We start from the raw sequence: 17,836 nt of genomic DNA on the forward strand, positions 1-17,836 counted from the left end.
CGACGGTTTTCGGTGAACCGTCGGCGGGTCAACCGCCGCGGATCGTCTCATGTCCATCCCTCCCGACGCCTTTTTCCTGGATCGCACCGACGGGCTGTCGCTGCAGGTGCAGCTTCGGCGGCAGATCATCGCGGCGGTGACGGCGGGACGTTTCCGGCCGGGCGAGAAACTGCCCTCGACGCGCGCGCTGGCCGATCATCTGGGCGTGGCGCGGGTGACCGTGGCGCAGGCCTTCGCGGAGCTGGTCTCGACCGATTACCTCGCGAGCCGCGACCGCTCGGGGCATTATATCTCGGAGACGGTCGAGCACCGGATCGAGGCCGGCCCGACATCCCCGACGGCGCCCGGTTTCGACTGGGACAGCCGGCTCGACGGGCGTTTTGCGCAGGCCCGCAGATCCGACCGGACCCGCGACTGGCGCCGCTATGCCTATGCCTTTGTCTATGGCCAGGCCGATCCCGAACTGGTCGATCACGCCGCCTGGCGGGACTGTGCCATGCGCACGCTGGGGCGGCGCGAATTCGATGCGGTGACCGGCGATCTTTATGACGCGGACGATCCCGAACTGACCGATCACCTTGCCCGCCAGATCCTGCCGCGGCGCGGCATCAGCGCCGGCCCGGGCGAGATATTGCTGACGATGGGGGCGCAGAACGCGCTGTGGCTGGTCGCGCAGGTGCTCCTGCGCCCCGGTGCCTCCTACGCGATCGAGGATCCCGGCTATCCCGGCCTGCGCGAGATCCTGGCCGCCAGCCATGCCCGCGTCCTGCCGGTGCCGGTGGATGCCCAGGGCCTGCCGCCCTCGGCGATCCCGCCGGGCATCGCCGCCGTCTTTACCACCGCCAGCCATCAATGCCCGACCAATTCCACCATGCCCCTGCCCCGCCGCAAGGAGTTGCTGGCGCAGGCGCAGGCGCGCGGTTTCGTCGTGGTCGAGGACGATTACGAATTCGAGATGTCCTTTGCCGGCGCCCCCTCGCCCGCGCTCAAGGCCATCGACCGCGCGGGGGCGGTGATCTATGTCGGCTCGTTCTCGAAATCGGTCTTTCCCGGGCTGCGGCTGGGCTATGTCGTGGCCGATCCCCGCTTCATCACCGAGGCGCGCGCGCTGCGCGGCATGATGCTGCGCCACCCGCCGGGCCATATGCAGCGCACCCTGGCGCATTTCCTGTCGCTGGGGCATTACGACGCGCAGGCCAACCGCATGCGCCGCGCCTATGCCCGCCGGCGCGCGGTGATGGCGCAGGCGATTGCCGAGGCCGGGCTGCAGCCGGCGGCGCCCAATGCGAATGGCGGCTCCAGCTTCTGGCTGACCCTGCCGCCCGGGCTCGATTCCGGCCGGCTGGCCGAATTGCTGAAAACGCGCGATGTGCTGATCGAGCCGGGCCGCCCCTTTCACGCCGATCCCAGGGATGGCGGCGGCTTCTACCGGCTGGCCTATTCCTCGATCGCGGCCGAGCGCATCCCCGAGGGCATCCGCCGCATCGCCGACGCAATCCGCGAGATGCAGGCGCAATAGCAAAAGGGCCGCCCCAAGGCGGCCCGTTTCGTCCGGCCCATCGGTCGCCGCGATGATCGCCTGCAGCAGATCGTTCAGGAATGTCGGATTGGCCTTTGCCATGTCGCACCTCCTCGCCAGGAAGTTATCCGCATAAGCCATCTTTGTTATACATAACAAAATACTTAATGGACATTTGCCCCGGGCGAAATATTAGATAATGCAGCGGAGAGCGTAACTTATGACCATGTCGCAGCTTGGCAAACCGACCGTCCAGATGATCCGCGACACGCTGGAAAACGCGATCGTGGACGGCAAGCTTCTTCCCGGCGAGCGTCTCGACCCCGAGGCTCTGGCGGCGGAATTCGGCTGTTCGCGGACCCCGATTCGCGAGGCGCTGCAATCGCTGGAAAGCTCGGGGCTGGTGCAGGTGCAGCCCAAGCGCGGCACCTTCGTGACCAAGCTGGGCGTGCCGGAACTGGCCGAGCGTTTCGAGGTCATGGCCGAGCTTGAGGCGATGTGCGCCCGGCTGGCCGCGCGCCGTGCCTCGACCCCCGAGATCGAGACGATCCAAAACGCGCAGAAGGCCTGCGCGCGCGCCGTCGAAACCGGCGACAGCGATGCCTATTACTACGAGAACATCGCCTTTCATCACGCGATCTACGCCGCCTCGCGCAATGCCTTTCTGGAGGCCGAGGCCCTGCGCCTGCAAGCCATGCTGCAACCCTATCGCCGCCGGCAATTGCAGTTCCGCGGCCGGATGATGCGCTCGCTCGACGAACATCAGCGCGTGGTCGATCTGATCGCGGCCGGTGATGCCGAGGGCGCGGCCAGCGAAATGCGCAATCACGTCGTCATCCAGGGCGACCGGTTCCACGATCTGGTGGCCTCGATGCGGGCGGCGGAACGGTGACAGGCCCGGCGCGGCGGCGCTCAGCCCTGCTGCGCGCTGCCTTCGCGTCGCGCGATTTCCCGCGCGATGTTTTCAAGGGCCGTCAGCGCGGCACCGCTGACCGCCTGCCGCCGCGTCATGCCGACCGCGCCGGACATGAAGCGCCGCCCGGTCGGCAATTGCACCATCTCGTCACGCGCGATCTCATGCGACACCACGCCGCGCGAGATGAACCAGACCGCATCCGAGTTCAGGCAGATGCCGCGCCCGATGGCCAGCGAGACGGTCTCGACCACGGGCCGCAAGCCGCTGAGCCCGATCGAGGCCAGATAGGCATCGACCGGCGGCCGGATCAGCGCCGTCGCCGGCGGCAGGATGACGGGGTGGCGGGCCAATACCTCGGTCACCGGCCGGCCGATGGCGGGATGGCCGCTGCGCACGGTCAGGATCACCTCTTCCTCGAACAGGTGATCGAAGCTGAGCCCCGCCATTTCCGAGGCGCCCGGCAAACGCCCGACCATCAGGTCCACCGAGCCTTCGCGCAGCAGTCGCATCAGGTGGAAATGCGGGCCGGTCTCGACCGACAGCAGGGTCTCGGGATGCAATTCGCGAAAGCGCAGCATGACGCGGGGCATGAAGCGCGTGGCGACGGTCGGCAGGACGCCCAGCCGCAGGATGCCGCCCGCGCCGGGCCGCAAGGCCGCCGCCCCGGCTTCGAGCGCCTGCACGGCGGTCATCGCGTGGCGGCGAAACAGCGCGCCCGCCTCGGTCAGGACCAGCTTGCGGCCCTGGCGCAGGAACAGCGGCTGGCCCAGCAGCGTCTCAAGCTCGGCCAATGTCCGCGACAGGGCCGGCTGCGTAATGCCCTGCAGACGCGCCACGGCGGTCAGCCCGCCTTCGGACGCGATATCCAGAAATGCCCGGATATGGCGCAGCTTTACCGCCGGATGCATAGCGGCATGATTATCCATTCTGGCCCATTTTGCATTATTCAAGGATAAATCGTTATGGCAAGTTATCTCGCAAGGGGGAACATCATGCAAGTTCTGAACCGTCCCTGGGGGGCAATGCATTACCGGATCGACGGTCCGCAGGATGGGCCGGCGGTCGTATTCGCCAATTCGCTGGGCACCGATCTGCGGCTGTGGGACGCGCTGCTGGCGCAGATGCCCGGGATCCGCGCGATCCGTTTTGACAAGCGCGGGCACGGGCTTTCGGATGAGGGCGAGGAATACTCGATCGCCGATCTGGCCGAGGATTGCGCCGCCCTGATCGAGGCCACCGCCAGCGGCCCGGTCGTCCTAGTCGGCCTGTCCATCGGCGGCATGATCGCCCAGGCGCTGGCCGCCGCCCGCCCCGAGTTGCTCCGCGCCCTGGTGCTGTCGAACACGGCGGCGAAGATGGGCACCGCCGAAAGCTGGGCCGAACGGATCGAGGCAGTCGAGACCCGCGGCATCGCCGCCATCGCCGACACCATCATGGAGCGCTGGTTCGCGCCGAAATTCCGCGCCACGCCAGAGCTTGCACTGTGGCGCAACATGGTGCTGCGCAGCTCTCCCACCGGCTATGTCGCTGCCTGCCGCGCGCTGGCCGCGACCGACCTGACCCGGACCACAGCGACGATTACCCGGCCCACGCTGGTCGTCGCGGGCGATACGGATGGCTCGTCCCCCGCCGAACTGGTCGAGGCCACGGCGCGGCTGATCCCCGGCGCGGACTTCCGCATCATTCCCGAGGCAGGCCATCTGCCCTGCGTCGAACAGCCCGAAGCCTATGTCCGCACCATTGCCCCCTTTCTTCAGGAACACGCCCGATGAGCGCCCGTTACGATGATGGAATGCGCACCCGCCGCCGCGTGCTGGGTGATGCCCATGTGGACCGCGCCGAGGCCACCAAGACCGGATTCGACGAACCCTTTCAGACGCTGATCACCGAATCCGCCTGGGGTTCGGTCTGGTCGCGCGACACGATCACCCCGCGCGAGCGCTCGATGCTGACCATCGCGCTGCTGGCCGGGCTGGGCAATGATCACGAATTGGCCATGCATGTCCGCGCCACCGCCAATACCGGCGCCAGCCCCGATGACATCCTCGAGGCGCTCTTGCATGTCGCCATCTATGCCGGCGTGCCGCGCGCCAACCACGCCATCAAGATTGCCAAGGAAACGCTCGCTGAAATGTCCAGGGAGGACCAGAGATGAAGCCAGCCGAATTCTATCAGCGCGACCGGCGCCTGCAGCCGCCAGCCCTGACCCCCGATTACAAGACCAGCGTCGCGCGCAGCCCGCGCTATTCGATGATCTCGCTGCAGAATTCGCTGAGCGAGATCACCGGCCCGGTCTTTGGCCATAGCGATATCGACCCGATCGACAACGACCTGATCAAGAACTACGCCAAGGATGGCGACCCGGTGGGCGAGCGCATCATCGTCCATGGCCGCGTGCTGGACGAGAACGCGCGTCCGGTGCCCAATACCATGGTCGAGATCTGGCAGGCCAATGCCGGCGGCCGCTATCGCCACAAGAAGGACACCTATCTGGCGCCGATCGATCCGAATTTCGGCGGCTGCGGCCGCACTCTGACCGACGAGAACGGCTATTACTTCTTTCGCACCATCAAGCCCGGCGCCTATCCCTGGCGCAACTGGGTCAATAACTGGCGCCCGGCGCATATCCATGTCTCGGTCTTCGGCACGGGCTTCGTGCAGCGGCTGATCACCCAGCTTTACTTCGAAGGCGATCCGCTGATCCCGATCTGCCCGATCGTCAAGACCATCCCCGACCCGGACGCGATCCAGCAACTGATCGCGAAACTGGACATGAATGCGACGATCCCGCTGGATTCCATCGCCTATAAATTCGACATTGTCCTGAGGGGCCGCCGCTCGACCCTGTTCGAGAACCGGCTGGAGGGGAACTGATCATGGAACAGAAACTGGATTACCTGCGCGAAACCGCCTCGCAGACCGCCGGGCCTTACGTCCATATCGGCCTGGCGCCGGGCGCCGCGGGCTTCGACATCTACCGCCAGGAACTGGGCTGGGACATCGCCGGTCCGAATGCCGGGGGCGAGCGCATCCGGGTCGAGGGGCTGGTGATGGACGGCATGGGCAGCCCGGTCAAGGACGTGCTGCTAGAGGTCTGGCAGGCCAATTCCAAGGGCATCTATGCCCATCCCGAAGGCGGCGGCGAGGTCGAGGACGGCTTTCGCGGCTGGGGCCGGGTGATCACCGATTTCGAGACCGGCGAATGGGGTTTCGACACCGTCAAGCCGGGCCCGATCGTGCCGCGCGGCAAGCTGACCTCGGGCGTGGCGCGCAAGGTGCAGGACACCCATCCCGACTGGCAGGGTCGCAGCAGCGAACGCTTTGCCCCGATGGCGCCGCATCTCAACCTGTGGATCGTCGCCCGCGGCATCAATATCGGGCTCAACACACGGATGTATTTCGAGGACGAGGCCGAGGCGAATGCCAGCGATCCGGTCCTGAACCTGATCGAATGGGAAAACCGCCGCGCCACGCTGATCGCCAAACGGCAAGAGCGCGACGGCAAGCCCGTCTATCGCTTCGACATCCGCCTGCAAGGCGAGAACGAAACCGTCTTTTTCGATATCTGAGGCCAGACATGTCCGACCCCTGCATCATCTGCGTGGCGATCACCGGCTCGCTTCCGACCAAGGAAAACAACCCCGCCGTTCCGATCACGGTGGCCGAGCAGATCGAATCGACGCAAGAGGCCTTCGAGGCCGGCGCGACAATCGCGCATTGCCATGTCCGTGACGCCGAAGGCAAACCGACCAGCGACCCCGAGCGCTTCGCCGCGCTGAAAGCGGGGCTGGAAAAGCACTGCCCCGGCATGATCGTCCAGCTTTCGACGGGGGGGCGTTCGGGTGCCGGGCAGACCCGCGGCGGCATGTTGCCGCTTGCCCCCGACATGGCCTCGCTCTCGGTCGGCTCGAACAATTTCCCGAACCGCGTCTATGAAAACCCGCCGGATCTGGTGGATTGGCTGGCCTCGGAAATGCTGAAATACGAGGTAAAGCCGGAAATCGAGGCCTTCGATCTCAGCCATATCTTCCAGGCCGCGAAGATGCACCGGGACGGCCGCATCAAGGACCGGCCCTATGTGCAATTCGTGATGGGCGTGAAGAACGCCATGCCGGTCGATCGCGAGGTCTTCGACTATTACATCCATACGGTGAAACGCCTGTTCGGCGAGGACACGCCCTGGTGCGCGGCCGGCATCGGTGCCAGCCAGATCGTGCTGAACGAATGGGCGATCTCGTCTGGCGGCCATGCACGCACCGGGCTGGAGGACAATGTGCGCATCGACCGCGATACGCTGGCGCCCTCGAACGCGGCGCTGGTGAAGCGCGCGGCGGATCTGTGCGAAAAATACCAGCGCCCCGTCGCCACATGGCAACAGGCGCGCGATATCCTGGGCCTGCGCCAGCCGGCTGCGGCCTGACGCTCGCATCTTCCCTCGTGCCGAAATATCCTCGGGGTCCGGGAGGCAGCCCGCCTTCCGGACCTCGCACAAGAAAAGGCCCGACATGCCCGCATCCATCGCCGACAGCGCCATCTATCGCGACCTTTTCAATGATGAGGAAACCGCGAAACTCTTTACCGACAGCGCCGAGATTCGCGCCATGCTGCTGGTCGAGGGCGCGCTCGCCCGCGTTCAGGGCCAGATCGGCCTGATCCCGGAAACCGCCGCCGCATTTATCGACCGCGCGGCGCGCGAGGTGCAGATCGACCCAGCCGAACTTGCCGCCGAGACCGCAACCAATGGCGTTCCCGTCCCCGGTCTTGTCGCGGCGTTCCGCAAGGCCATGCAGGCGCCCGAACACGCGCAATATGTGCATTGGGGCGCGACCAGCCAGGACATCGCCGATACCGGCCTGGCCCTGCGCCTGCGCCGGGTAACCGAAATCTGGGACGACCGACTGCGGCAGATCGCGCAGGCGCTGGCCGATCTGGCCTGCAAACATGCCGAGCTGCCGATGGCCGCGCGCACCTATGGGCAGATCGCCACGCCGACCAGCTTCGGCGCGGTGGTCGCGGGTTGGGGTCATCCGCTCCTGCGCCACCGCGCCGCGCTGGCCCGGTTGCGCCGGGATCTCGCCACCGTCTCGCTGGCCGGCGCGGCGGGCACGCTGGCCGCCATGGGGCCCGAGGGTCCGGCGATCCGCGCGGCACTCGCCCGCGAACTCGACCTTTCCGATCCCGGCCATGGCTGGCATGCCGAACGCGACCGCATCGGCACCTTTGCCGCCTGGATGGCCGGGCTTTGCGCCTCGCTGGGCAAGATGGGCGAGGATCTGATCCTGATGGCCCAATCCGGCATCAATGAGATCCGCATCGCCGGCGCCGGCGGCTCGTCGACCATGCCGCAGAAACAGAATCCCGTGGGCCCGTCGGTGCTGGTCGCGCTGGCGCGGCAAAACATCTTGCTTTCCGCAGCCGTCCAAAACGCCGGGCTGCACCGCCAGCAACGCGACGGCGCGGCCTGGTTTACCGAATGGCTGACCCTGCCGCCGATCTGCATCGCCACCGGACGCGCCCTGGCTCTGGCACTGGAACTGGCGGGCCGCATCGCGCCGGATGCAGGCGCCATGGCGCGGGGCCTCGACGACGGGACGGGCCTGATCCATGCCGAGGCCTACAGCTTCGCCCTGGCCCGCCACATGCCCCGCCCCGTGGCACAGGCAAGGATCAAGGCGCTCTGCGCGGAGGCCATGAACAGGGGAAATCCGCTGCCGTCGCTGGTCGCACGCGACTATCCGGAACTTGATCTGGCGCATACCGACAGCCTTGGCAGCGCCCCCGAAGAGGCCCGCGCATTCGCCAGATCCGCGCGATCCGCGGACTGAGCTCCGGGCCAGCCGGGTCGCGGATGCACGTGACTTGCCGGCGTTTGCAGCTTGGCACCAGCCGGGCAGCGTGCACCCTTGCACCCTGCCGCCACGGAATGATAGACCGGGCGACAAGCTTGCGGACGGGTCCCCCGTTCGCGTCTCCGGACACGGTAATCTCGGGCCTCCATTAGGGAAAATGCGCATATGACGATGACTAGGACCAGCTTTGACAAGGATGATCTGCTGGCCTGTGCCCGTGGCGAACTCTTTGGTCCGGGCAATGCGCAATTGCCCGAACCGCCCATGCTGATGATGGACCGGATCACCGATATCTCGGGAGATGGCGGCCCGCATGGCAAGGGCCATGTCGTGGCGGAATTCGACATCAAGCCCGATCTCTGGTTCTTTCCCTGCCATTTCCCCGGCAACCCGATCATGCCGGGCTGCCTGGGTCTTGACGGGCTTTGGCAGCTGACCGGATTCAATCTGGGCTGGCGGGGCTGGCAGGGGCGCGGCTATGCGCTTGGCGTCGGCGAGGTAAAGCTGACCGGCATGGTCCGGCCCGACCGCAAGATGCTGCGCTATTACGTGAATTTCACCAAGGCCGTGCAGACCCGCCGCCTGACCATGGGCGTCGCGGATGGCCGCGTCGAAGCGGACGGCGAGACCATTTACGAAGTCAAGGACATGAAAGTGGCCCTGTCGGCCGCCTGAATCATGAACAAGGAGCACGCCATGCGCCGCGTCGTCATCACCGGACTGGGCATCGTCTCTCCCATCGGCAACAATGCGGGCGAGGTTGCCGAGAGCCTGCGCGCCGGGAAATCGGGCATCGTGTTTGCGCCCGAATATGCCGAGCGCGGCTTTCGCAGCCAAATCCACGGCATGCCGCAAATCGTGCTCGAGGATCATGTCGACAAGCGCAACCTGCGTTTCATGGGTGCGGGCGCAGCCTATAATTTCATCGCCATGGAACAGGCCATCGCCGATGCCGGGCTGACCGAAGCCGAGGTTTCGAACGAACGCAGCGGGCTGGTCATGGGGTCGGGCGGCCCCTCGACCGCCAATCTGTTCGACGCGCATCGCATCGTGATGGAAAAGGGCGCGCCCAAGCGCATGGGTCCCTTCATGGTCACGCGCTGCATGTCCTCGACCAATTCGGCCTGTCTGGCGACGCCCTTCAAGATCAAGGGCGTGAATTATTCGATCACCTCGGCCTGCTCGACCTCGGCGCATTGCATCGGCAACGGCACCGAACTGATCCAGATGGGCAAGCAGGACATCGTCTTCGCCGGCGGCGGCGAGGAACTGGACTGGACCCTGTCCTGCCTGTTCGACGCCATGGGCGCCATGTCCTCGAAATATAACGACACGCCGGAAACGGCGTCGCGCCCCTATGACGTGACCCGCGACGGTTTCGTTATCGCGGGCGGTGCCGGGGTCGTCGTCCTCGAAGAACTGGACCACGCCCTGGCCCGTGGCGCCCGGATCTATGCCGAGGTCACCGGCTATGGCGCCACCAGCGACGGCCATGACATGGTCGCCCCTTCGGGCGAAGGTGGCGAACGCTCGATGCGGCTGGCGCTTTCGACCCTGCCCAGCGACCGTGCGGTCACCTATATCAACGCGCATGGCACCTCGACCCCGGTCGGGGATATCGGAGAAATCAAGGCGATCCGCAATATTTTTGGCGAAGGGCGAGTGCCGCCGGTCTCCTCGACGAAATCGCTGACCGGCCATTCGCTGGGGGCGACAGGTGCGCATGAGGTCATCTATTCGCTGCTGATGATGAGAAACGGCTTCATCGCCGCATCGGCCAATGTCACCGAGCTTGATCCCGAGGTGCGCCCGGGCGAGGTCGCGACCCGGCGCATGGACGATATTGATTTCGATTCCATCCTTTCCAACAGTTTTGGCTTTGGCGGCACCAACGCGACGCTGCTTCTGTCCAAATACCGCGAATAAAAGAAGAAAAGGTTAAGCCATGGGCGATCTGATGAAGGGAAAGCGCGGCCTTGTGATGGGGGTCGCGAATGACCGCTCGATCGCCTGGGGGATCGCCCGGGCCCTGGCAGGACAAGGGGCCGAGCTTGCCTTTTCCTATCAGGGCGAGGCCTTTGGCAAGCGGGTCGAACCGCTGGCCAACTCGCTGGGCTCGGATTTCCTGATGGATGTGGACGTGCTCGACGACGAATCGCTGGACCGCGCCTTCGGCGACATCGGCTCACGCTGGGGCCGGCTTGATTTCCTGGTCCATGCCATCGCCTTTTCGGACAAGAACGAGCTGACCGGGCGCTTTGTCAACACGACGCGCGACAATTTTAGGAATTCCTTGACGATTTCCTGTTACTCACTGATCGACCTGGCCCGGCGGGCGCAGCCTCTGATGCATGGCGGCGGCTCGATCATCACGCTGACCTATGCCGGATCGAACCGGGTCACGCCGTTCTACAATGTGATGGGGGTGGCCAAGGCGGCATTGGAATCCTCGGTTCGCTATCTGGCCAATGATCTTGGCCCCGATGGCATCCGCGTGAACGCGATCAGCCCCGGGCCGATGAAGACGCTGGCCGGCGCCGCGATCGGTGGCGCCCGCAAGACCTATCGCCATACCGAGGCGAATGCCCCGATGCGCGCCAATGCGACGCTTGAGGCGATCGGCGGCACCGCCGTCTGGCTGTGCTCGGACTGGGGCGCCTGCACGACCGGAGAGATCGTTCTGGTCGATGGCGGCTATCACGTCCTGGGCATGCCGCAATCGGAAAACCTGTGATGCTTCGGCATTTCCGGGCCGAAGACGGCGCGCGCCTTGCCTATCGCGACGAGGGCGAGGGCCTGCCCGTTCTGGCACTGTCGGGGCTGACGCGCAACGGGACCGATTTCGACTATCTGGCGCCACATCTGCGCGATGTACGGCTGATCCGGCCGGATTATCGCGGGCGCGGCGATTCGGACTGGACCGGGGCCGCGACCTATACCGTGCCGCAGGAAGCCATGGACGCGCTGGCGCTTCTTGATCATCTGGGGCTGGAGCGCGCCGCGATCCTGGGCACCTCGCGGGGCGGTCTGATCGGGCTGCTGCTGACCGCGACGGCGCGCGACCGGATGCTGGGCCTCTGCCTGAACGATATCGGCCCGGTCCTAGAACGTGGCGGGCTGGAGCGGATCTTTGACTATGTCGGCCGCAACCCGGCGGCGACCAGTCTGAGCGAACTGGCGCAGCGCATGCCGCGCGCCATGCCCGGTTTTGCGAATGTGCCCGACAGCCGCTGGCTTGAGGAAGCGCGCAAGCATTATCGAGAAACCCCTGACGGTCTGCGGATCAATTACGACCCCGCGCTGCGCGAGTCGTTTCTGACCGCTTTCGACGGGCCCGAGGTCGATACCTGGCCGCTGTTCGACGCGGCCCGGGGCCTGCCGCTGGCCCTGATCCGCGGCGCCAATTCGGACCTGCTGTCGCCGGAAACCGCCCGGGAAATGCAACGCCGGCGGCCGGACATGATCTTCACCGAGGTCCCCGACCGCGCACATATCCCCTTTCTCGACGAGGCCGAGGCCCTGACCGCGATCAGGGCCTGGCTGCGGATGATGCGCTAGAGCGTATCGCGGACTTTGAGCTTCAATATTCCCAGACTGCGCCTGGCGTGGTTTTCTTCTGCTCAGGCAGATGGGGATTTCAGATGCGCAAGCCACATCCAATAGAGCTTCGTAGCCGGGTCATCGGCTACGTAGACGACGGTCACGGGCACCGTCAGGCGGCGCGGCACTTTCGGGTGTCACCGAAGTTCGTAAATGATCTGGTAAATCTGCGTCGCGAGACCGGATGTTTGACACCGAGGCGACAAAGCAACGGCGGCGGACATGGCAAGCTGGTGGACGTGACCGGCTGGCTCGAGGCCCGTGTCACGGCCAAAAGCGGGATCACGCTTGATGAACTCGTGGCCGAACTGGCCGAAACGCATGGCATCGACCTCCACCGCGCCACCGTCTGGCGCATTCTGCGGGGTCTCGGACTGCGTCATAAAAAACTCTGCAGGCGCTTGAACAGAAGCGAAAGGACCTGGCTGGCCTGCGGCATGTCTGGATCGCAAGGCACCAGCCCTTCATGGCCAACCATCTGGAGCGGCTGGCATTCGTCGATGAGACTGCGATCAAGACGAACATGGCCAAGACCACCGGCTGGGCACCCCGCGGGCAGCGCCTCGTCGATCATGCACCATCCGGACATTGGCGCATCCAGACCTTCGTTGCCGCCCTGCGCCATGACCGGTTGGACGCGCCTTGGGGATTGACGGCGCAATGAATGCCGAAATGTTCGATTCCTACATCAAAACCCAGTTGGTCCCGACACTCCAACCCGGGGAGGTTGTCATTCTGGACAATCTTTCCAGCCACAGGAATTGGGCCGCAGCGGCTGCCCTGCGCGATATCGGCGCCTGGTTCCTGTTCCTGCCCCCATACAGCCCCGACCTCAACCCGATCGAAATGGCCTTCTCCAAACTCAAGGCGCTGATCAGAAAAGCCGCCGCCCGCACCTACGATCAGCTTTGGCCGGCAGTCGGCCAAGTCTGCGATCTGTTCTCCGACAAGGAGTGCTACAACTCCTTCAAAGCTGCAGGATATCAGGCCGATTAGGTGTAACTGGCTCTAGGTAAGCGCGAACTTCGCCGCACATTTTCCGGCTGTGTTTGCTGCGGCATGAGGTGTCCACCGGAAAAAAGGTGGACACCAGGATATGGAAGACGATGGGCGGCAACTTCGGGTGACGGCGGTCCATCCGATTGGGCGGCGAAAGTTTGATCCGGTATCGAAGGCGCGTCTGATCGAAAGCTGTTTGCAACCCGGTGCGTCGGTTGCTCAGCCTGCCCTGGATCACGGGGTCAATGCGAACCTCCTGTGGAAGTGGATAGGCCAGCACCGGCTGGCGAAGCAGGGCATGGCGATGATTACGCCGCCTTCCGCGCCGACATTCATTCCGGTTCAGATTGAAAGCGCCGCGGATCAGGCCATGTCGCGACAGAGCAGCGCGTTTGCGCTGGATTTGGCTGCCCCCTGGTGGTGACGTGCCGCGCTCAGCATCTGAGAAGATCGGCCCACTGTCCTCTCCGGCCAGGGTGAACGCATCATTGCCGAACCGGGTGAAGCTGACGCTGGAATGCAATGATGTGGATGCATTGGCGGCAATGATCGGAGCGTTGGGTGATGTTCAGACTGGGCGCCCACCTTCAGGTCTATCTGCATGGCGACCCGATCGACTTTCGGGCTGGGATCGACAGCCTCGCGGTCCTGGTCCAGGAGACGATGGCCCTCGATCCTTTTGCTCCAGCGGCTTTTGCGTTCTGCAATCGCCGTCGCGACCGAATGAAGGTGCTCTTCTTCGATCGATCGGGCTTTGTTCCGGTCCTGAAGCGGCTGACCGAGGACAAGTTCCGGTGGCCCCACCGCCAGGAGGCGATCGTCCGGCTTGCGACCGAGCAATTGCATTGGATTCTCGACGGCATTGATATCAACGCGATGATTCGCCATCCGGTGCGGCAATATCAGGTTGCCGGCTAAGGGGTCTCGAATTCCGCGGTTGACGCGTCGGTACGGTTCAGATTCAAGAATCCGATGAATCGACCCGACGAACCGAGTGTTGACGAGCTGGTAGCGCGCATTGCTGCGCTGCAGGCAGAGAACCGTCAGCTCACAGAGCGCCGTTGAGGGAGGCGACACGGGCTGCGACGAGGCGGATTGCGTTGATCTGCCGAATACGGGCCTGCCGGCCAAAGAAAGGGCGACGGGAAAGAAGCGCGGCCGCAAGGCTTTGCCGGAAAACCTGCCGCGCGAGCGGGTTGAATATGACCTTGCCGACGACGAAAAGATCTGCCCATGCTGCCGTCACCAGATGCACCGCATGGGCGAGACTGTCACCGAGCAGCTTCATGTCGAGGTGAAGGCGAAGGTTTTGCAGAATGTGCGGTTCACATATGCCTGCCGCCATTGCGACCGTACCGGCATCAACACGCCGGTCGTCATCGCGCCGATGCCGAAGCAGCCCTTGCCGGGCAGCATCGCCCCAGCCTCGACGCTAGCCTTCGCACTCGTTCAAAAATACGTCGATGGCACACCGCTCTACCGCCTGGCGCAGACATTCGAGCGCGCAGGCGTTCCTGTCAGCCTTGGCGCGCTGGGCCATTGGGTGATCGGCTCGAGCGAAAAGCATCTCTCCCGTATCTATAACGCGCTGAAACTGCGGCTTCGATCGGAATCCCTCATCCATGGCGACGAGACGGCGGTCCAGGTGCTGAAGGAAAAGGACAGAGAGGCCGCCAGCACATCGTACATGTGGGCTTACCGGAGCGGTGAGGACAGCGACGAGCCGATCGTGCTGTTCGAATATCAGCCGCGCCGCGGACAGATCTACCCGCAGGCCTTCCTCGGCGACTATCGCGGCATAGTGATGAGCCATGGCTATTCGGCCTGGCGCACGCTGGAGGGGGCAACCCATCTTGGATGCATGGCTCATTCTACACGGCGCTTTGTCGATGCCCTCAAGGCGAGGAAGAAAGGTAGCGGCCCGCCGGAACAGGCGCTCCGGTTCTTCGACCAACTCTACCGGGTTGAAAGGCAGGCGAACGACGAAAAGCCGGGTGGCGGCGAAACGCAGGCCGACAGCATGCGCCGCTTTGGCCAGCAACACAGCGTAGCCATCCTGAATGCCCTCAAGGAACGGCTCGATATTATCGCCCCAAAGGTCTTGCCGGACAGCAAGCTCGGCGATGCCGTCTCTTATACTCTGAACCAATGGGAATATCTGACGCGCTACACCGAGGACGGCAGGATGCCGATAGACAACAACTTTCTTTTGTGGATTCCGCTCGGATTGCAAGGAATTTCTGATCGTCGGGACATGTGATCGAGTGCGGTCTTTTGTCAGGCCTGTTCGTGCGGCTGACTGGCGCCGCTGGCCGGGATGGTGATGCGCTGACCGGGACCACATCTCCAACAGCGAGTTCGAGGCTCGGAGAAGGTTTCCGGTTTGCCCGAGCCGGATCATGTCGATCATGGGCCCATGCAGATCATGCCTTCCTCACAACTCGGTGGCCCGGTCGCTTCAACGCCGTGTCAGGCGCCGATCAGCACCGGGCCACGATAACTTTCGCCGCGCGTCGGCATCGCCCGGATGCCGCGCGCCATCTTGTTCGCCTGCGAGACCGCGACGACCGGGATCGGTTTTCGTTCCAACATGCGCGCCAGCCAAGACCCCTTCGGTGCCCCGCGGCGCGAGGCCCAGCGGATCACGGCGGTCGCCCCGATAATCAGCATTCGCCGGATGTCGCGCTGCCCCATCTTCGAGGTCTTTCCCAACCTCTGCTTGCCGCCGCTGGAGTGCTGCCGCGGCACCAGGCCGAGCCAGGCGGCGAAATCGCGTCCGCGCCGGAACTGCTCCATCGGCGGCGCGAAGGTCTCGACCGCGAGCGCGGTGATCGGGCCGACGTCCGGCATCGTCTGCAGCTGGCGCGGCATTTCCGCGTCCTGCGACATGGCCGCGAACCGTGCCTTCAGCGCATCGATCCGGGCGGTGAACTGGGCGATCTGGTCAAGGAGCATGCGGCAGATGTCGCGCGCCAGTTCCGGCACCTCGATGTCGGGATCGTCGACGACCTTGGCGCGGCGCGGCAGGTAGCCGATACCTTCGGGCGCCACGTGACCGAACTCGTAGAGATGCAACCGCAGAGTATTCGCGGCCTCGGTACGCTGTTTCACGAGTTGCTCGCGGGTCCGGAACGCGACGGCCCGGCCTGCTGCTCTGCCGATTTCGGCTCGACGAAGCGCATGGTCGGCTGTAGCGCCGACTCGACGATAGCCTCCGCATCCGCCGCGTCGTTCTTCTGCCGTTTCAGGAATGGCTTGACGTCATGCGGCGCGATCAGCCGGACCTCATGCCCCTGCCGCGACATTTCCCGCGCCCATTGATGCGCGCCTGCACAGTCCTCCATCGCCACCAGGCACGGCCGCTGATCCGCCATGAACCGGGCGAACTGCGGCCGCGACAACTTCTTGCTGAACACAACGGACCCGTCCGCCGCCGCGCCGAGGACCTGAAACACGTTCTTTGCCAGATCGACGCCGATGATGTTAACTTCTCCCATGGATGCCATCTCCTGCAGCTTGTGCTTCCACACCACGAGTTTGGCACATCGCGATGCCGCCAGGGAAGAGCGGCATCCACCCCATCTCGAACGCGATATCAGAATATTTCCAACCGACAGAAAGAGCTGGCTGTTCAGCGATACCGTAGATTGAGCCAAGGCCAGTGCCGTCGTCTACAGTCTGATGTCGACCTGCCGCGCCGCACGCGTCGAGCCGTTAGCCTGGTTGCGCCACGTCCTCACCGAATTGCCGCAGCGGCCGACGACGCCGATATCACCGATCTGCTGCCCTTCAACTTCCCCAAAACCAGCACTGCCGCCTGATCCAACACGACGCTTACCGAAATCAAACGCCGAAAGGCGGCGTCAACGTGCGGCGAAAATCGCGCTTACAACTCTAGTATTACATTTGCGTTTTATCTGATCTCTGAATCAATGGTCTACCATGATGTGGATGCGGTAATGGATGTCTGGATTGCCGGTCGAGGAAGCGCTGGAACTTCGGGCTTCGTCGCTTCGGGATGTGAAGGCGCGGATGCGGGCGCTGTTCACGCAAGAGCGTGTTGCGGCGTCTGCCGGGCAGCTTCTCGGTGGCCTTCCGGGCGAGGAAGGGCGCAAGACCGGGTGGATGCCGGCAGAGGCTGCCGGCAACAAGGCACCCTGGCGGCAGCAGGCGATACTGGGTCGCGGTCAATGGGATGCCGATGTCTTGCGTGGCACCTTCCGCGAGTATGCGCTGGAAACGCTGGCGGATCCTGATGCGGTGCTGGTGATCGATTGGTGACCCAGGGCAGAAAACAGTCCCGGGGGCTGTTGAAAAAGCCGTGTCAGACCGGTTCCGCGGAGACGGCTTCCGACTCTGGAAAGGAAGAAGATCATCGCTGCCGCCGCCAACGTCTTGCGGTTCATGGCGATGGCGGTCAGGAGGGCCTGGAACTTCATGCTTTCAAGCCCTCTGCGGATCGCTCTGGCCCGTCCGTGGAGTGTCTTTGCGGTGCCGTGTACGCCTTGGACGCGCCAGCAATGCCGGGTGGTGTGGACGGCGTGGTCGTCCTCGCCCCATGCCAGGCGTTTGCGCCGGGGCGCGCTGGATGGCCGCATGGCTGGCGACGATATGCACCCGGCGCGATGGCGCGCCCTATGGCTGGCACTGTGCCTTGAGCGGGCAGCGGGTGCGGTCGCGCCGGCCGGCACGATACCACTTGCCGGATTTCATGCTGTCGCGAGCTGTGAGCCGCTGCTTCGCCGGACCCCGAACCACGTCGTGATAAGGATCGAACCTGAACGGCTCGGTTGCAAAGCGCTGCGCAACCTTGCGGCGGTGCGCGCGAAGGGGCGGGATGAGCGCTTCGATCCGCCGATCTGCTGAACCCGGCGGCACCCGACGAACAACTCGGCACTGTGTCCGCGGTGATCCGGCCCGGAGAAGCCCCGAGCGTGTCTTCGATGGCGTCCA

The 17,836-nt window shown here is 64.6% G+C and carries 19 protein-coding genes and 4 pseudogenes; 20 read left to right on the forward strand and 3 right to left on the reverse strand.

The genetic code is table 11. The annotated features are described in order from the left end of the window. Positions 1–49 precede the first annotated feature (49 nt). Both pdxR and IT41_RS03505 read left to right on the forward strand, forming a co-directional pair. The gene (pdxR, locus tag IT41_RS03500) at positions 50–1,519 is read left to right on the forward strand and encodes a MocR-like pyridoxine biosynthesis transcription factor PdxR (RefSeq protein ID WP_036738784.1); all 1,470 of its coding nucleotides are present in this window, start codon (positions 50–52) and stop codon (positions 1,517–1,519) included. 220 nt (positions 1,520–1,739) lie between these two features. Beyond that, positions 1,740–2,411 carry a GntR family transcriptional regulator gene (locus IT41_RS03505; protein ID WP_331435187.1) on the forward strand — a complete coding sequence of 224 codons (672 nt, stop codon included), beginning with the start codon at positions 1,740–1,742 and terminating at the stop codon, positions 2,409–2,411. 20 nt (positions 2,412–2,431) lie between these two features. Here the strand turns inward: IT41_RS03505 and IT41_RS03510 are convergent, their stop codons facing one another. Further along, on the reverse strand, positions 2,432–3,361 hold the full coding sequence (locus IT41_RS03510) for a LysR substrate-binding domain-containing protein (protein WP_052081253.1): 930 nt from the start codon (positions 3,359–3,361) through the stop codon (positions 2,432–2,434). 66 nt (positions 3,362–3,427) lie between these two features. On the opposite strand from IT41_RS03510, the gene pcaD reads away from it, so the two are divergent. From pcaD to IT41_RS03560, 10 genes are all read left to right on the forward strand, one after another. Next, complete coding sequence (gene pcaD, locus IT41_RS03515) at positions 3,428–4,207, forward strand: 3-oxoadipate enol-lactonase (protein ID WP_036738854.1); 780 nt, start codon at positions 3,428–3,430, stop codon at positions 4,205–4,207. Continuing rightward, complete coding sequence (pcaC, locus tag IT41_RS03520) at positions 4,204–4,590, forward strand: 4-carboxymuconolactone decarboxylase (protein WP_036738785.1); 387 nt, start codon at positions 4,204–4,206, stop codon at positions 4,588–4,590. The genes pcaD and pcaC overlap by 4 nt, the downstream gene beginning before the upstream one ends. Beyond that, entirely contained in the window at positions 4,587–5,309 is a 723-nt protein-coding gene (gene pcaH, locus IT41_RS03525; RefSeq protein ID WP_036738786.1) for a protocatechuate 3,4-dioxygenase subunit beta, read from the forward strand. Before pcaC ends, pcaH begins: the two co-directional genes overlap by 4 nt. Before the next feature lie 2 nt (positions 5,310–5,311). Then, on the forward strand, positions 5,312–6,004 hold the full coding sequence (locus IT41_RS03530; protein ID WP_036738787.1) for a protocatechuate 3,4-dioxygenase subunit alpha: 693 nt from the start codon (positions 5,312–5,314) through the stop codon (positions 6,002–6,004). Positions 6,005–6,012: 8 nt separating this feature from the next. Next, positions 6,013–6,855, forward strand: coding sequence for a 3-oxoadipate:acetyl-CoA acetyltransferase (locus tag IT41_RS03535; RefSeq protein ID WP_036738788.1), 843 nt, complete (start codon positions 6,013–6,015; stop codon positions 6,853–6,855). Positions 6,856–6,940: 85 nt separating this feature from the next. Beyond that, positions 6,941–8,260 (forward strand): lyase family protein, encoded by a 1,320-nt coding sequence (locus IT41_RS03540; RefSeq protein WP_036738789.1) that lies wholly within the window; start codon positions 6,941–6,943, stop codon positions 8,258–8,260. A 189-nt stretch (positions 8,261–8,449) separates the two neighbouring features. Next, positions 8,450–8,959 carry a bifunctional 3-hydroxydecanoyl-ACP dehydratase/trans-2-decenoyl-ACP isomerase gene (gene fabA / locus IT41_RS03545; protein WP_036738790.1) on the forward strand — a complete coding sequence of 170 codons (510 nt, stop codon included), beginning with the start codon at positions 8,450–8,452 and terminating at the stop codon, positions 8,957–8,959. 21 nt (positions 8,960–8,980) lie between these two features. After that, a complete protein-coding gene (gene fabB, locus IT41_RS03550; RefSeq protein WP_036738855.1) occupies positions 8,981–10,210 on the forward strand; it encodes a beta-ketoacyl-ACP synthase I in 1,230 nt (409 codons plus the stop codon). A gap of 19 nt (positions 10,211–10,229) precedes the next feature. Further along, a complete protein-coding gene (locus IT41_RS03555; RefSeq protein ID WP_036738791.1) occupies positions 10,230–11,018 on the forward strand; it encodes an enoyl-ACP reductase FabI in 789 nt (262 codons plus the stop codon). Beyond that, the gene (locus tag IT41_RS03560; protein WP_036738792.1) at positions 11,018–11,842 is read left to right on the forward strand and encodes an alpha/beta fold hydrolase; all 825 of its coding nucleotides are present in this window, start codon (positions 11,018–11,020) and stop codon (positions 11,840–11,842) included. Before IT41_RS03555 ends, IT41_RS03560 begins: the two co-directional genes overlap by 1 nt. A gap of 179 nt (positions 11,843–12,021) precedes the next feature. On the opposite strand, the gene IT41_RS21240 is transcribed toward IT41_RS03560, so the two are convergent. After that, positions 12,022–12,267, reverse strand: coding sequence for a hypothetical protein (locus tag IT41_RS21240; RefSeq protein ID WP_036738793.1), 246 nt, complete (start codon positions 12,265–12,267; stop codon positions 12,022–12,024). Between the two features lie 83 nt (positions 12,268–12,350). Here IT41_RS21240 and IT41_RS21245 point away from each other — a divergent pair, with 83 nt between their 5' ends. From IT41_RS21245 to tnpC, 5 genes and pseudogenes are all read left to right on the forward strand, one after another. Next, positions 12,351–12,548, forward strand: coding sequence for a transposase (locus IT41_RS21245; protein ID WP_197055971.1), 198 nt, complete (start codon positions 12,351–12,353; stop codon positions 12,546–12,548). Positions 12,549–12,556: 8 nt separating this feature from the next. Beyond that, positions 12,557–12,880 (forward strand): transposase, encoded by a 324-nt coding sequence (locus IT41_RS21250; RefSeq protein WP_197055972.1) that lies wholly within the window; start codon positions 12,557–12,559, stop codon positions 12,878–12,880. 100 nt (positions 12,881–12,980) lie between these two features. Next, complete coding sequence (gene tnpA, locus IT41_RS19730; protein ID WP_074948031.1) at positions 12,981–13,307, forward strand: IS66-like element accessory protein TnpA; 327 nt, start codon at positions 12,981–12,983, stop codon at positions 13,305–13,307. Positions 13,308–13,447: 140 nt separating this feature from the next. Then, positions 13,448–13,801 carry an IS66 family insertion sequence element accessory protein TnpB gene (gene tnpB / locus IT41_RS03580; RefSeq protein WP_036738794.1) on the forward strand — a complete coding sequence of 118 codons (354 nt, stop codon included), beginning with the start codon at positions 13,448–13,450 and terminating at the stop codon, positions 13,799–13,801. A 178-nt stretch (positions 13,802–13,979) separates the two neighbouring features. After that, positions 13,980–15,092 (forward strand): annotated as a pseudogene (gene tnpC / locus IT41_RS03585) (IS66 family transposase); the annotation flags it as partial. Between the two features lie 260 nt (positions 15,093–15,352). Here tnpC and IT41_RS03590 read toward each other — a convergent pair. Further along, positions 15,353–16,380 (reverse strand): annotated as a pseudogene (locus tag IT41_RS03590) (IS110 family RNA-guided transposase). A gap of 85 nt (positions 16,381–16,465) precedes the next feature. Here IT41_RS03590 and IT41_RS19735 point away from each other — a divergent pair. The 3 genes and pseudogenes from IT41_RS19735 to IT41_RS21460 form a co-directional block, all read left to right on the forward strand. Further along, positions 16,466–16,704: pseudogene (locus IT41_RS19735) on the forward strand (transposase domain-containing protein); the annotation flags it as partial. A 142-nt stretch (positions 16,705–16,846) separates the two neighbouring features. Next, positions 16,847–17,158 (forward strand): annotated as a pseudogene (locus IT41_RS03595) (IS701 family transposase); the annotation flags it as partial. Between the two features lie 321 nt (positions 17,159–17,479). Continuing rightward, entirely contained in the window at positions 17,480–17,749 is a 270-nt protein-coding gene (locus tag IT41_RS21460) for a hypothetical protein (RefSeq protein ID WP_139221621.1), read from the forward strand. Positions 17,750–17,836: the final 87 nt, after the last annotated feature.

Origin of the sequence: Paracoccus halophilus, assembly GCF_000763905.1 — a bacterium.
Taxonomy (GTDB): domain Bacteria; phylum Pseudomonadota; class Alphaproteobacteria; order Rhodobacterales; family Rhodobacteraceae; genus Paracoccus; species Paracoccus halophilus.